Source organism: Pseudoduganella sp. jia 9 (assembly GCF_055502615.1).
Map to the genome: position 1 here is coordinate 308,507 of NZ_JBUPWE010000009.1, position 14,501 is coordinate 323,007.

The 14,501-nt window shown below is 66.3% G+C and carries 11 protein-coding genes and 1 rRNA gene; 4 read left to right on the forward strand and 8 right to left on the reverse strand.

The window, feature by feature from the left end; all coding sequences use genetic code 11:
* Positions 1–12 precede the first annotated feature (12 nt).
* Positions 13–1,068, forward strand: coding sequence for a diguanylate cyclase domain-containing protein (locus tag ACY34H_RS13935; protein WP_464978080.1), 1,056 nt, complete (start codon positions 13–15; stop codon positions 1,066–1,068).
* Here ACY34H_RS13935 and murB read toward each other — a convergent pair.
* Positions 1,029–2,069, reverse strand: coding sequence for a UDP-N-acetylmuramate dehydrogenase (gene murB, locus ACY34H_RS13940; RefSeq protein WP_464978081.1), 1,041 nt, complete (start codon positions 2,067–2,069; stop codon positions 1,029–1,031). The genes ACY34H_RS13935 and murB overlap by 40 nt on opposite strands.
* A gap of 133 nt (positions 2,070–2,202) precedes the next feature.
* Here murB and ACY34H_RS13945 point away from each other — a divergent pair, with 133 nt between their 5' ends.
* The 3 genes from ACY34H_RS13945 to ACY34H_RS13955 all read left to right on the forward strand — a co-directional run bounded on the left by ACY34H_RS13945 (position 2,203) and on the right by ACY34H_RS13955 (position 5,558).
* A complete protein-coding gene (locus ACY34H_RS13945; protein WP_464978082.1) occupies positions 2,203–2,688 on the forward strand; it encodes a YajQ family cyclic di-GMP-binding protein in 486 nt (161 codons plus the stop codon).
* Positions 2,689–2,721: 33 nt separating this feature from the next.
* Positions 2,722–3,993, forward strand: coding sequence for a nitronate monooxygenase (locus ACY34H_RS13950; RefSeq protein WP_464978083.1), 1,272 nt, complete (start codon positions 2,722–2,724; stop codon positions 3,991–3,993).
* Between the two features lie 164 nt (positions 3,994–4,157).
* A complete protein-coding gene (locus ACY34H_RS13955; protein WP_464978084.1) occupies positions 4,158–5,558 on the forward strand; it encodes a hypothetical protein in 1,401 nt (466 codons plus the stop codon).
* Positions 5,559–5,595: 37 nt separating this feature from the next.
* Here the strand turns inward: ACY34H_RS13955 and ACY34H_RS13960 are convergent, their stop codons facing one another.
* From ACY34H_RS13960 to rrf, 7 genes are all read right to left on the reverse strand, one after another.
* On the reverse strand, positions 5,596–7,047 hold the full coding sequence (locus ACY34H_RS13960) for a DUF3482 domain-containing protein (RefSeq protein ID WP_464978085.1): 1,452 nt from the start codon (positions 7,045–7,047) through the stop codon (positions 5,596–5,598).
* Positions 7,044–8,489: a DUF2868 domain-containing protein gene (locus tag ACY34H_RS13965; RefSeq protein ID WP_464978086.1), complete on the reverse strand. Its 1,446-nt coding sequence runs from the start codon at positions 8,487–8,489 to the stop codon at positions 7,044–7,046. Before ACY34H_RS13965 ends, ACY34H_RS13960 begins: the two co-directional genes overlap by 4 nt.
* A gap of 171 nt (positions 8,490–8,660) precedes the next feature.
* A complete protein-coding gene (locus ACY34H_RS13970; RefSeq protein ID WP_464978087.1) occupies positions 8,661–9,164 on the reverse strand; it encodes a hypothetical protein in 504 nt (167 codons plus the stop codon).
* A 143-nt stretch (positions 9,165–9,307) separates the two neighbouring features.
* Complete coding sequence (locus tag ACY34H_RS13975) at positions 9,308–9,577, reverse strand: hypothetical protein (protein ID WP_464978088.1); 270 nt, start codon at positions 9,575–9,577, stop codon at positions 9,308–9,310.
* Positions 9,578–9,588: 11 nt separating this feature from the next.
* The gene (locus ACY34H_RS13980; protein WP_464978089.1) at positions 9,589–12,045 is read right to left on the reverse strand and encodes a DUF8189 domain-containing protein; all 2,457 of its coding nucleotides are present in this window, start codon (positions 12,043–12,045) and stop codon (positions 9,589–9,591) included.
* A gap of 269 nt (positions 12,046–12,314) precedes the next feature.
* On the reverse strand, positions 12,315–14,015 hold the full coding sequence (locus ACY34H_RS13985; protein WP_464978090.1) for a hypothetical protein: 1,701 nt from the start codon (positions 14,013–14,015) through the stop codon (positions 12,315–12,317).
* Between the two features lie 364 nt (positions 14,016–14,379).
* Positions 14,380–14,492: ribosomal RNA gene (gene rrf / locus ACY34H_RS13990) — 5S ribosomal RNA — on the reverse strand.
* Positions 14,493–14,501: the final 9 nt, after the last annotated feature.

Genomic DNA, 14,501 nt, shown 5'->3' on the forward strand with positions numbered 1-14,501 from the left:
TTAGGAATGCCGATGTCCCAGGCCTTCACCGCTGGCGCGGAACCGGAATTTTCTCTCACCAGTTTCAAGGTGCGTGTACTGCTCGTCGACGATCAGCTGCTGGTCGTGGAAGCCGTGCGCCGCATGCTGGCCGACCAGACCGATATCGAGTTCCATTTCGTGACCGATCCGGCCGCCGCCGTGGATTGCGCAGAGCGCCTGCAACCGACCGTGATCCTGCAGGACCTGGTGATGCCAGGCTGGGATGGCTTCGACCTGATCCGCCGCTACCGTGCCAGCCCGCAGCTCGAGCACGTGCCCGTGATCGTGCTGTCGGCGCGCGATGAAGCGGCCTCGAAGGCGCATGGCTTCGCGGTCGGCGCCAACGACTACCTCGTCAAGCTGCCGGACCGGCTGGAACTGCTGGCGCGCGTGCGCTATCACTCGGGCGCCTACATCAGCCGCCTGCAGCGCGACGAGGCGTTCCGCTTCCTGCGCGAGAGCCAGAAGCACCTGGCCGAAGCGAACATCGAACTGCAGAAACTGGCGGCGCTGGACAGCCTGACCGGCATCGCCAACCGCCGCCGTTTCGACGAAGCGCTGCACAACGAGTGGCAGCGCGGCCAGCGCGAGCGCCGGCCGCTGTCGCTGCTGCTGTGCGATATCGACTGCTTCAAGCTGTATAACGACACGTTCGGCCACCTGGCCGGCGACCTGTGCCTGAAGAAGGCGGCGGCCGTGCTGACGGCCTGCCTGAAGCGCCCGGCCGACCTGGCCGCCCGCTACGGCGGCGAGGAATTCGCGCTGGTGCTGCCCGATACGGATGAAGCCGGGGCGCGCAGCGTGGCCGAGTATTGCCTGCGCGCACTGGCCGACCTGGGCATCGACAATCCGCAAGCGCCGCACCGTATCGTGACGATGTCGATCGGTATCGCCACGCTGGTACCGGCCGCGGGCCATTCGCCGGCCGAACTGGTCGATGGCGCCGACCGCGCGCTCTACGCCGCCAAGGACGGCGGCCGCAATCGCGCCACTGGCGCCGCAGCGGTTCAGACGAACACGGGTTCCGGCTCGAGCAGCACACCGTAGCGCGCCTGCACGTCGGCCTGGATCGCGTGCGCCAGGCGCTGCACGTCGGCCCCGCTGGCACCGCCGTTGTTGACGAGCACCAGCGCCTGCTTCGGATAGACGCCCGCCGCGCCCAGATTCCTGCCTTTCCAGCCGCACTGGTCGATCAGCCAGCCGGCGGCCAGCTTCACGCTACCGTCATCCTGCCGGTGGTGCACCAGTGCCGGATGGCGCTCCAGCAGCGCTGCGCACTGCTCCGCGCTGACCACCGGATTCTTGAAGAAACTGCCGGCATTGCCGATCACGGCCGGGTCCGGCAATTTGCGGCGCCGGATCGCGATGACGGCATCGGCCACCTGCCGCGCGCTGGGCCCCGCGCTTCCCTGCTTCGTCGAGGCATTGGCGAGCTCATTGGCCAGCTCGGCATAGCGCAGGTTCGGCCGCCACGCGCGCGGCAGCGCGAACGTGACGTCGACGATGACCAGGCCGCGGCCCGCCGCGTGCTTGAAGATGCTGTCCCGGTAGGCGAAGCGGCAAGCCGCGCCATCCAGCGTCGCCAGCGTGCCGGTCGCGGGATCGAACGCGGTCAGGCTGTGGAAGACGTCCCTGGTTTCCAGGCCGTAGGCGCCGATGTTCTGGATCGGCGCCGCCCCCACGGTGCCGGGAATCAGCGCCAGGTTTTCCAGGCCGCCCAGGCCTTGCGCCAGCGTCCACTCCACGAAACCGTGCCAGTTTTCGCCCGCCTGCGCACGCACCAGCACGTGTTGTCCGCTTTCGCCGGCGATCTCGCGTCCGCTGCTGGCCATGTGCAGCACGAGGCCGTCGAAGTCGCCCGTCAGCAGCAGGTTGCTGCCGCCGCCCAGCACGAGGCGCGGCAAGGCGGCCAGCCGCGGCTCGCCGAGCAGCGTTGCCAGCTGGTGTGCCGCCGTGATGCGTACATAGTGGCGGGCGCGCGCATCGATGCCGAAGGTGTTCAGGTCGCGCAGGGAAAAATCGTGCTGGAGGGTCGGTTCGGGATGCATGGCTGACTGAGTAATTTGCTCGATTATAGAGGGACACGATAAAAACGATCGACCGTTCGCAGCGCGCGTCCGTTAAAATGTCGCATCTTCGCGCGGCGTAGCCGCGAGCAACAAAAATTCGAAAGGAAACATCATGCCATCGTTTGACGTCGTCTCCGAAGCGGACATGATCGAGGTGCGCAACGCCGTCGACCAGTCCAACAAGGAGATCACCACCCGCTTCGACTTCAAGGGCAGCGACGCACGCGTTGAACAGAAGGAAAACGACCTCACCGCGTTCGCCGACTCCGACTTCCAGCTGAACCAGGTGAAGGATGTGCTGACCAACAAGCTGGCCAAGCGCAAGGTGGATGTGCGCTTCCTGGACGAAGGCAAGGTCGAGAAGATCGGCGGCGACAAGGTCAAGCAGGTCATCAAGGTGAAGAACGGCCTCGATTCGGATACGTCCAAGAAGATCACCAAGATCATCAAGGAAAGCAAGATGAAGGTGCAGGCCAGCATCCAGGGCGAATCGGTGCGGGTCACGGGCGCCAAGCGCGACGACCTGCAGGCCGCGATGGCGCTGCTGCGCAAGGAAGTGGCCGATACGCCGCTCGAGTTCAACAACTTCCGCGATTGACCCGGCGCCTGCCGGCAGTCCCTGAGGAAAGCAATGAAACGTGTTGATGATTTTCGCCTGCGGTTCGGCGACAAAGAGTATGTACCCATCATGATCGGCGGCATGGGCGTGGACATTTCCACGGCCGGGCTGGCGCTGGAGGCTGCCCGCCTGGGCGGCATCGGTCATATTTCCGATGCGATGGTCGAGGACGTCTCCGACCGCCGCTTCGATACCAGCTTCGTCAAGGAAAAGACCAAGCTGTACAAGTTCAACATCAACAATATGGACAAGGCGGTCGTGCAGTTCGACCTCGAGCGCCTGGCCGAGGCGCAGCGCCTGCACATCGGCAAGACCATGGAAGCAAAGAAGGGCCCCGGCCTGATCTTCGTGAACTGCATGGAAAAGCTGACGATGAACGGCCCGCGCGAAACGCTGCGCGTGCGCCTGAATGCGGCGCTCGATGCCGGCATCGACGGCATCACGCTGTCCGCCGGCCTGCACTTCAACTCGTTCGGCCTGATGGCGGACCACCCGCGCTTCCGCGACGCCAAGCTGGGCATCATCGTGTCGTCCGTACGCGCGCTGCAGATCTTCCTGCGCAAGAACGCCAAGCTGGACCGGCTGCCCGATTTCGTCATCGTCGAGGGCCCGCTGGCCGGCGGCCACCTGGGCTTCGGCCTGGAAGACTGGCAGGACTATGACCTGCACACGATCACCGGCGAAGTGCTTGCCTACCTGAAGGGCGAAGGGCTGGAGATCCCGGTCATCGCCGCCGGCGGCATCTTTACCGGCAGCGATGCCGTGTCGTTCCTTGAAATGGGCGCGGCCGGCGTGCAGGTGGCCACGCGCTTCACGATCACCAAGGAATGCGGCCTGCCGGACAAGGTGAAGCAGGAATACGCCCGCGCTTCGGAAGAGGACGTGATCGTCAACGGCGTCTCGCCCACCGGCTACCCGATGCGCATGCTGCGCAACACGCCGGCAATCGGCGCCAACACCCGTCCCGGCTGCGAATCCTACGGCTACCTGCTGGACGCCAACGGCAACTGCTCGTACATCAATTCGTACAACCGCGAAGTGACGGCGAACGGCGGCAGCGACAAGGGCGTGAAGGTGATGGACAAGACCTGCCTGTGCACGCACATGCGCAACTTCAACTGCTGGACCTGCGGCCACTATACCTACCGGCTGAAGGACACCACGCACAAGCTGGCCAATGGCAACTACCAGCTGCTGACCGCGGAACACGTGTTCCGCGATTACCAGTTCAGTACCGACAACCGCATCGCGCTGCCGGAACGCGAGGAAGCGGCAGCGGCGTAAACGTCACCTGACACAACGCCGAAGAACGGCGCGGTCCGCAAGGATCGCGCCGTTTCAATTCTTACTTCTCGTAACAAGCTGGCGGACAAATCGCGACAGTTCGCGGATAGTTTCGCGACACTCGCTCTCTAGAATGGGCTGTTCCTTCATCACAGGAACACACCATGCTCCCTTCCCTCGCGCGCCGGCGCGCCATGTTGTCCATGCTCTCCGTGCCCCTGCTTGCCGCATGCGGCGGCGGCTCGTCCGACCCGGATCCGCGCCAGGACGGCGAGCCGCCGCCACCACCGCCACCGCCACCGCCACCGGTACAGTACGCGCTCACCGGCGCGGCAATTGCCAAGGTGCGCGCGGAGCGTGGCACGTGGGTGGCGCTGGCCGAAAGCCAGAAGGTGGAAGCACTGACCCGGCCGGAGCGTCGACTGCTGTTCGCGCAAGCCTCCGGCGCGCCCGTTCCGTACACGCCGCAGCCCGGCTGGTCGCTGCTCGACTTCACCCAGCACCCTTCGCTCGAGGTGTCGGCGATACTCGGCACCGACCGTGAAGTGCGCCTGCTGCGGTTCGACGGACGCGGCACCCTGCTGCGCGAGCAGGCCTGGCTTGACCCGGCGGTGCCGCACGACCCGTTCATGGACGACCCGATCTACGTGCGCGATCCGCATTCGATGCTGCCTTACGTGACACGCGACGCGGCGCGCCTTGCCCCGCTTGGCGAAGACGCGGTGCTCGTCCTGCGCACCGGCAAGGATGCGGTCGTCGCCTATCGTTTCGACTACGGCCAGGCCGGATTCCACCAGCGCTGGCGCACGCTGGTCGAGCCCGGCGTGCAGCTGGGCCTGAGCGCCATCATTGGCGGCGGCTTCGACCCGTTCCAGTCGCTTTCCAATCCAGCCCACGTCCGCCTCGACGTGAGTCCGACAGGGCGCATCGCCATCGCCGTACAGAATGACCGGACCAACCTGATCGAAGGCCATGCCCGCCATTTCAACGAAACGCTGCCGGCCGCGATGGTGTATGGCCTGTTCGTGACCGAACTCGATGCCGCCGGCACGCGTCTCGGCACGCGCGTGGTGCCGATGCCGGTACGCCCCGAGATACACGGCGTGCGCTGGGTCGGCGGCACGATCGCCGTGGCCGGAAGGCAGCGCACGTCGACACCGGCAAACGGCGCCGGCTGGGATGCCTACGTGGCACTGCTCAAGCCCGGCCAGGATCCGCGCGTGCAGCTGATCGACGTGGACCGCTGCGACATCGTGTTCGACCTGCTGCCGCTGGCCGGAGGGCGCATGCTCGCGGCCGGGACCACTGCTTACACCCAGAACCCGGGTGGCGCGAGCATCTCCGAAACGTCGCAACCATTGCTGGCCGTGCTCGATGCCAATGGCGCCGTCCAACAACGCCTGCCCTTCACGGCGGGTGCGCGCCAGAACCAGGTGCGCTCGCTGGCGGCGTCGAACGGCGGCTGGCTGGCCGCCGGCCTCGTCAATGGTCCAGGCACCCATTCGGGCGACCATGATCCGGCCCTGATTTTCGCCGACGGCTATGTGCTCGAAGGGAAGCTGTGACGGTGACGCAGCACGAAGCGACGCAGCACGAAGCGGCTCAGCCCGGGATCGGCGCGCCCGGGTACAGCCGCGCCAGCACCTGCCTGGCGATCGCGGCCAGCAGTGCCGTGGTGGCTGCAATGTCCGGCTCGTCCTGCTCGCGCAGCGTGCGCCACAAGCCGGCGATGTCGGTTTCGCGCAGGGCGACGGCCTGCTCCACCTCGTCCTGCCAGAAGGCCGGCGCCTCGCTTTCAACGAAGTTGCCACGCCCGCGCCCGAAGTGCGCCACCGCCAGGTAGCGCAATACATTGCTGACCAGCAGCGTGCGCAGGAACTCGTCGGACAGCGTGATCGATGGCGTGTTGCGCTCGGTACTGGCATTGAAACCCCAGGCGGCGCCGGCGAACGTCAGCGCGCCGACCACCCCGCCCAGCAGTGCGCCCGTGCCCAGCGTGAGCCCGCCGGCGGCCAGGTCCGCGGACAGGCCGGTCGCGGCGCCCGAGACGATCGCGCCCAGCAGCGCCGCCTGCCCCTTCTCCAGCGGCGCCTTGACGGTGAAGTTGTTGCTGACGCGGGCATTGATCGTGGTGGCCGCGCTGGCATCGAGCCGGTGCAGCGACAGCAGGCTGACGGTGGCTTGCCCGATGCCGAGATTGAGGCGCGCGGCCAGCGTGTTCATGGCCCGTTCCTGCCGCTTGCGATCGTCGCCCTTGCCGATGCCGACCAGCTTCAGCGCGGCGCCCAGCATGCCCTTGTCGACCGTTTCGACCAGCTGGCGGTCGCGCGCCGCGTCGTGCAACTGCTGCGCGATCACGGCCATCGACTGGTGGAAGCGCTGCGCGTTCTGCGCTTCCCATGCGGCCAGCAGGCGGCCATGCGCCGGCCGTTTGTCTTCCGGCAAGAGCCGGCCGAGCGCTTCATAGAACACATGTTCGTGCACCCAGCAGCGGGCAAACGCGTCGAGCGGCAGCGCATCGCGGACCGCGCCGTATTGGCGCAGGTGTTCGCGCCAGCGCAGCTGCTCGGCCTGTTCTTCCGGTGCGGGCCGGGGCGGCCCCATCTGGTTGAGCAGTACCAGCACGGGTTTGCCGAGCCATTCGAGGATGCGCATTTCGGAGGGCAGGTAACCGGCATCCTCGGGCCGCTCGGCGGAATTGACGAGATAGAGCACGATGTCGGCATCGTCGCGCGCGGCGCGCAGCGCCTGCTGGCTGAGCCAGAACGGGCGGTCGCGGTAACGGTCGATCACTTCGCGCAGGAACCAGCCGATCGGGTTGCCGGCCATGGCCAGGCGCTTCATCAGCCGCGCCGAATCGCCGAAGCCGGGCGTATCCCACAGCACCAGGCGATCGCCTTCTTCGGTGGCCTGCAAGGTGTGCGATTCGTTCAGCGCCGTCACATGCGCCGCATCGCGCACTTCGCCGACGTCCATGCCCAGCAGCGTGCGGGCCAGCGTGGTCTTGCCGTTATTGGTGTGCGAGATCAGGGCCAGCTGGATCGTCGTGCTCATGCGCCCTCCCCGCTGGCCGGCGCGCGTGTTGCGAGCAGGTTCACGACTGTGGGCTCGGCGCCGTGGAACACGCAGAACTCGCGCCACAATTCGACGCGCTCGCGCACCCGCTGCGGGTCCGGCGTGCGGCTGGTGAAGGCGGATTCGTCGAGCAGCACGACGGCACGCTGGGCCAGTACACCCGCTGCATGCGTGATGAACGCGCCATGTGTTTCCTTCTCGGGCGTAGCCGCAAGGCTGAACAGCAGTGCCGTGGACGTCACGCCGGGATCGCGCGGATCGATGTCGCGCAGCGCGGCCGCGAGGTCGGCACCATACGCCACCGGCGCCAGCAGGCGCACACGGGCGCGCTCGCCCAGCAGTTGCGCGGCCACCGCTTCCAGGCCGCGGGAGCGCGCCTCATCGACCGTGAAGCTGTAGGGCAGCACGCGCAGCGTGCCGGCTTCGCCGCCGGCGGCGTCGTTCAGCTGGCGAAAATACGGCTGGTCGAGATCGATGGGAAAGCGGCGCTTCAGCACCGATGCCCTGGCCGCTGCGAATGCGGCAAACACGAGCCGCGGCAGGACGACCAGCAACAGCAGGGTGCCCGCGTACAGGTGCGCCCAGCGGGCGCCGTCGCTTGCCGTTGCCGGCGCGCCGGCGGCAAAGTGCAATGCCTGCACGTCGGCCAGCGTGAATCCCTGCAGCCCGAACACGGCGATCGCCGGCCAGAACAGGATACCCAGCAGTTCATGGACCTGTGCCGCGCCCAGGAACGTGCTTTCCCAGCCAGCCCCATATTGCGACAGCATGCCACGCGCATACAGCGAAGCCAGCGCGCCCACGGCGAACAGCGCGGCGGACAGATGGATCGTGCGCGACAGCCGCGCGCCGTTCAGCCGCGCGCTCAGCTGGGCCCAGTCGGCCATGAACGCGTACAGCCCGGACGACAGCGCATGCGGCATCTTGCGCGGCATGGCGCCCTTGCCCACGGACAGGTGGCGGATCCAGGCTGCCCGCACACGGGTGACGCCTGCCTTCGGTATGCACAGCCAGACCAGCATCACCACATAAACGAGCAGGTTCCAGGCGATGATCGCCAGCAGCGGCGCGGACAGCAGATCGACGCGGTGCGGATCGGTGATCCGGTCCAGGCCGGCACCCAGTGCCAGCGCCAGCAACGGCAACAGCCAGCCGGTGGCATGCAGGCCCGGCGCGCGCCTGGCAAATGCGGCAAACGCCGGGTGCCGCTGGGACAGCTTCTTGATGACCTGTTCGGAACGCTGCTGCAGGAAATGTTCGGAAGTCGCCTCGGCTTTGGTTTCCGATGCCTGCCACTGGGCCAGCTCGCGGGCGGTGCGGTTGGCATAGCGGCGGTCGTCGTCGCTGAGGATTTCGCGCTTCTGGTCGGTGGTTTCGATCGCGCGGACGAGAACCACGCTGCGGGCCAGCTCTTCGTTCATGGGCATCCTTCATTGTTGAATCCGGATTGTAACGCCCATAGCGCGCGGCAGCCGTTCGCTCAACGGCGTCCTTTCGGGCCGCAGTTCTTCCTTCAGGCTGAATGCACTGCATGCGGGGGACATGCGGCTGCCGGCCTCTGACAGTCGCGCCAGGGGCCGGCAGCCAGCCGATCAGCGTTGCTGGATCTTGTCGGTGCGGCGGCTGCCGGCGTCGGATGGTTGTTCGTCAGGATTGCCCTGGCGCTGCTGGTTGTCCGCCGCGCCGGACTGCCGGTTGCCGGATGGTCCCGTCGGCGATTCCTGCGAGCCGGCACGCTGCTTCTGTTCGAGGCCGCCGTAGCCGGACTGCTGGGGCGCGGCTTCCCGGTCCTCGTCGGCACGGGCTTCGTTGCGAATGGCTTTCTGGCGGGCGCTCCAGCCTGCCTGCTGGGCTCCTTCGCCGCCGCGGCTGCTGCCGACATTCTCCTCCGCCGTGCCCTGCGGCGTACCCTGCAGGGAACCACGGTCGCGCAGCGATGCGCCTTGCTGCTCTTCCGAAGCGGATTGCACGTTCGCGCTGCCCTTTTGCACGGCCCCCGGGGCCCGTGTCTGCATGCTGCCTTCGGCGACCGTATTCAGGTTGGTGGTGGTTTGTGAACGGACGCGCTTGTCGTCCGCGCTGCCTTTCTTCGACATGATGTGCTCCTCCTGTGGCGACGCCGGCCGGGCGTCAACACAGGGATCATGCACCCCCGGTTGACGTGGCTGTATCGGCGCGGGGACCGCTGGCATGTAGGAAGAGACTCACTCGCCGGCGGTGGCGCGGCGGCCCCGGTGCGTCAGCGCTTCCTGACTTTCAACAGATCGGCACTGGCCTCGACGATATCGAAGGGTGCCGCGGCCTGTGGCGCCATCATGCGGTCGTCCGGCCCGGGCATGCCGGAACTGGCGCGCCCGGACGGATCGAAGACCAGGGTTTCCCGCCCCTTCCGGCTGGGCGGGAATGGAAACGTGTCGCGCGGGCGGTAGACCTGGACATCGCCCTCGTCCTCTTCGAACGAGTGAGCCCAGGTCGTCGCCGCGCCGATGGCGGGAGGTCGTGTTTCCACGGTGGCTCCGCTCACGCGCTCATCGTCAGCGACTGCTGCAGCAGATCCCTGGGCGTCGTGGCGATCAACGGCTGCCGGGGTGCCGGCGGTGTCTGCCCGTCCGGCTCCGGTGCGCCTTCGCGGAACGCGGAAATCACGCCGCCCATGAACTCGTAGCCGGTGGCCGAGGGGCCCCATGCCGAGCCGTTCCACCACTTGTGGTACAGCGCGCTGTCCGTGCCGGTGACGAATACGTCGAGCCGAGCGCTGCCCCACGATACGGCGCGCGGCGTGGACGTACAGGTACCGCCCAGGTTCTCGTAACCGGTGAGCGAAGGTCCCCAGGCGGAACCGTTCCACCATTTATGATACAGCGCACTGTCGGTGCCGATCACGAACAGGTCGAGCCGGTTCGGGCCCCACGACACCGCCTCCGGCTCGCCGACGCAGATGCCTCCCATCCGTTCGAAATCGGTGGCGGACGGTCCCCAGGCGGAACCATTCCACCACTTGTGATACAGCGCGCCATCGGTGCCGGTAACGAAGATGTCGAGCCGGTTCGGACCCCACGACACGGCGCGGGGCGCCGACGTGCAAATACCGCCCAGCCGCTCATAACCGGTCGGCGACGGACCCCAGGAGGTGCCGTCGAACCATTTGTGATAGAGCGCGCGATCGGTGCCGATGACGAAAATGTCCAGCCGGTCCGGCCCCCACGACACGATTTCCGGCTGCCCCAGGCAGGTGCCGCCCAGGTCTTCGTAGCCGGTGACGGAAGGTCCCCAGGCCGAACCGTTCCACCATTTGTGGAACAGCGAGCGATTGCTGCCGAGCACGAAGACGTCGAGCCGGTTCGGGCCCCAGGAGACGATGCGGGGATCGCCGGAGCAGATGCCGCCCATGTTTTCATAGCCAGTGGCCGACGGGCCCCACGCGGAACCATTCCACCACTTGTGGTATAGCGCGCTGTCCGTGCCGGTGACGAACACGTCGAGGCGGTTCGGGCCCCACGCCACCGCTTGCGGAACGCTGGTACAGGTTCCGCCCATGCTTTCATAACCGGCGACCGCCGGTCCCCATGAGGAACCGCCCCACCACTTGTGGTACAGCGCCCGGTCGGTACCCAGCACGAAGATATCGAGACGATTCGCCCCCCATGCCACGACCGGCTCCGAACTGGAGCGGCTGGTGGCGGCCGCGTCGAGCCCGATGCTGGCACGCACGCCGTCCAGGCATGCCTGCATGCGGGCCACCTGGCCGGCGCTGAACATCACCATGGCCCGGTCGTCGACATAGTCCATGTAGTTCATGTACATGTCGCCGTTCGGCCCGTTGCTGCACGAGATACGCGGGAAGGTCGGTTCTCCCGTATTGGCGCCGCCCTGGTTGGGTGTGTCGGCCACGTTGTCGGTGCCGGAGCAGCCGGTGCCGTCGTCGCCCCAGATATGGTTGAGATTGAGCCAGTGGCCGATCTCATGCGTGGTCGTGCGGCCCAGGTTGAAAGGGGCCGCCGCGGTACCGGTCGTACCGAACGCCGACTGCAGGCAGACCACGCCATCGGTGGCGGCCGGGCCGCCGGGGAACTGCGCATAGCCGAGCAGGCCGCCTCCCAGCTGGGCCACCCAGATGTTGAGGTAGCGGTCGGCGGGCCAGGCGTCCAGGCCGCCGCTTGCGCTGGATTTCACGGCGTCGTCATCGCTGAACGACGCGACCGTGGTCTGGCGGCGCTGGATGCCCGTCGTCGAGGCCCCGTCCGGATCGCTGGTAGCGAGGAAGAATTCGATGCGCGCATCCGTCGCCAGCGGCAGGAACGGTGCCGGTGCCGTGCCGACATCCGGATTGGTGCGGCGGAAATCGCGGTTCAGCACGTCGATCTGGCTGGCGATCTGGGCGTCGGAAATGTTCTGCGCCGTGGTATTCCAGACCACATGCACCACCACGGGAATGCGGGTAATGCCGCTGCGCTGCGGGCTTGCTTCGCCGGACTCGTAGCGCAGCGCCTGGATTTCGATGTCGTCGCGCGCGCGCGCATAGTCGGGATTGGTCGACAGCAGGCGTCGATGCACATCCATCGTGGCACAGCGGCGCACTTGCGGGCGGTTTTCTCCGCCTGGGCCGCTGGATCCGCCGCTGCCGCCGCTGCCGCCGCCACCACCGGCCCCGCCCATGCCGCCCGAGCCGCCGGCCCCTTGCAGTGCGCCATGGCCATCGCCACCGTTCATGCCGCCACCGGGCATGCCGTCGACGCGGCCGTCGGTCCGCTCGCTCATGCCGCCATCCGGCATGCCATCCCGGGGCGCCCGTTTCGACACGCCCGGCATGCCGCGATCATCCGGATCGGCCAGGCCGCGCGGCTGTTCGCCAGGCATGTAGAAATGTGCCAGGCCATTGCCCTCGATCCCCTGCTCGCTTTTCGCCGCGTTCGGTTCGCTACAGTCGCAATCATCGGCCATCGGTGCGCGTGCGCTTTTTTGCTGTTTCGCTTTCATGTTGCCTCCCTAGTCATGAGTACCGCGTCGTCGTGCGCAATTCAGAGCGCCCGTGCGCCCTGCTTCCATTCCTGCGTGGGTGGAATCTCTCATTTGATACTAGGCCAAATAATGCAAAGGGCGCCGCCTATCGGCAGCATCGGCACACATTAATATTGATCCGCAGAGCGGAAGGCGATAGGGAGAATAAAACAGGGATATGCCGTAGCTGCCGAGCCTGGCATCCGGCTGTGCCGGCTACGCAGCCGGGCACAACAGCATGCGGCCCGTTAATAGACCATCTCGTCCGGCGCTGGAGCGGACTGTTTACTGCCGGCTTTCGATTTCGCCTTGCGCTGCCAGAGCCACAGAGCGAGCGCTGCCAGGATCGCGCCGAGGCTGGCGACCGGCAGCGGGATCCGCGACGGTTCGGCTTCCGCCACGCTGGAGGAATCGCGCAGCGCGGCGGGAAAAGGACGCGCCGGGACGGGCACTATTTTCCAGTCGGCCTGGTTCGCCGGCACCCTGGCGCGGAATTCGTCGAATGACAATACCGGTGCCGAGCCTGTTGCACGGCTGGACGGAACCTGCGGGATGCGCACCAGGAAAACAGCGTCGACATCGCTCCTGAGCTGCCGCTCGTACCCGGTCAGGCCGCGTTGCGTGCCAGTGGGGCCGACGATTCGCAGCAGGTCCAGTCCGGCAGCCTCGAATGCCACGGCCGGCAAGAGCCTGATTTGCTCTTCATTCAGGTAATCATAGATGTTGCGGCCACTCCGCAGGCTGCCGTCCCTGGCGGCAACATAGGCGTATGCGGCAAGCGACTTCAGCGGCGCGGTCGGGCCCCTTGTCGGGATTTTCCAGCCAAGGGAGTCGAACACGTCGATACTGATACCGGCGCAATTGGCGCTGGCATGGCGATACTGAAAATCGTGCCGGTACAGCTGGTTCATGATGCGCTGTACACCACCCTGGAATGCCGCCGCCGTACGCGCGTTGTTCAATACCGCCACCAGCATCCAGGACGGGCGGTAGTATTGCTGGCCGCTGTTCAGGTCCATCAGGTAGTTGTCCATCGGCAGCGTGGCCGCAACGATGCCCTTTTCGCTGACCGAATCCAGATTGTAGAAATTGTTGACGGCCCAGTCGGACCATTCACCCCGGTCGCCGATGCGGCCCGTGGCGATGGCGAAATGCCCGCCCAGCGATTCGTCGTCGTCGCCCTGTGCACCGTTCAATACGAATCCCAATACCGGCTTGCGCCGCCAGTCACGCGGCTGGCCGGGGTGCCGTTCCCATAAAAGGCGCGTTTCGATACCGCCCTCCTGGTTGCCCGGGGCTTTCACGAATGCGGTCAGGTCCGACGGTTCCTGAAGCGGCTGGTTTTGCATGCCGGCCGGATCGAAAGCGAAATCGCCGGGCCAGATCGTCCGGGTAACGAATACTGCTTTTTCGCTGGTGCCGCCGATCTGGCCACGCAGCCTGACTTCGCGTCCGGCGAAGTAAGCTGCCGTGGCGCTATTGGCATAGGACAGGTTGGTAGCGAGCCTTGGCACGAATTCGATGGCAAGTTCACTCCCGGCCACAGTGCGGACGCGCCGCGCGCCCGGCATCATGACTGCCCCCTCCAGGATGCTCGGCGCGCCGATCCACGTGACGGACGGATAGGCCAGCTTTTCGGCGTGCGGCGTCATCGACCACCCGGCGACATCGCGTCGCCTGTGCGTTCCCGGCGTGGAGGCCGACACCGTCATGCCATCTCCAGGCACGGCAATCACCTCGTTTTGGAAATACCACAGGGCCTGCCTGGGCACCCTGCAATGGCCGCATTTCCCGGTACTGAGCTGCATGCCATCGGCGGGCAGGAGGCCGATGGATTCCCGTTCCAGTGCGCCCTTCAGGCCAGCGGTTGCCGCCGTCACGGGATTCTCCGTGGCGCACGCGAGCATGGAAAAGGCGGTGGCGACGGCGGCAAAAAGGATCTTGGCCATATTGGCTCCCTGCTTTGGTAAAGCGCCGAGCTTATCAAGGGCCACATCCTGGAAAGTTGACAATGAGCATCTTTTCGGCCGATCACCAGTGCCGCAGGCCAGAATGCCACAGTCTGGCTGCCGCCGCGCCGCAGAGCGACGCCAGGCAGCGCCCGGAGGAGCGCCGGTTCGGGACATGGAGCCAGTCTGCGGCGTACTGCAAAGCATGCGTTCAAATGCGAAAAACCCCCGCCAGAGCGACGTCGGGCAGTGCCCGGCGGAGCACTAAAACCGGGACCGAGCTCCAAGTCCGCAGCACACTGCAAAGCGTTCAAATGCGAAAAACCCCCGCCAGATCACTGGACGGGGGTTTCTCTATATAACAGCCTGACGATAACCTACTTTCACACTGGTTGCAGCACTATCATCGGCGCAAAGTCGTTTCACGGTCCTGTTCGGGATGGGAAGGGGTGGGACCGACTTGCTATGGTCATCAGGCATGACTTG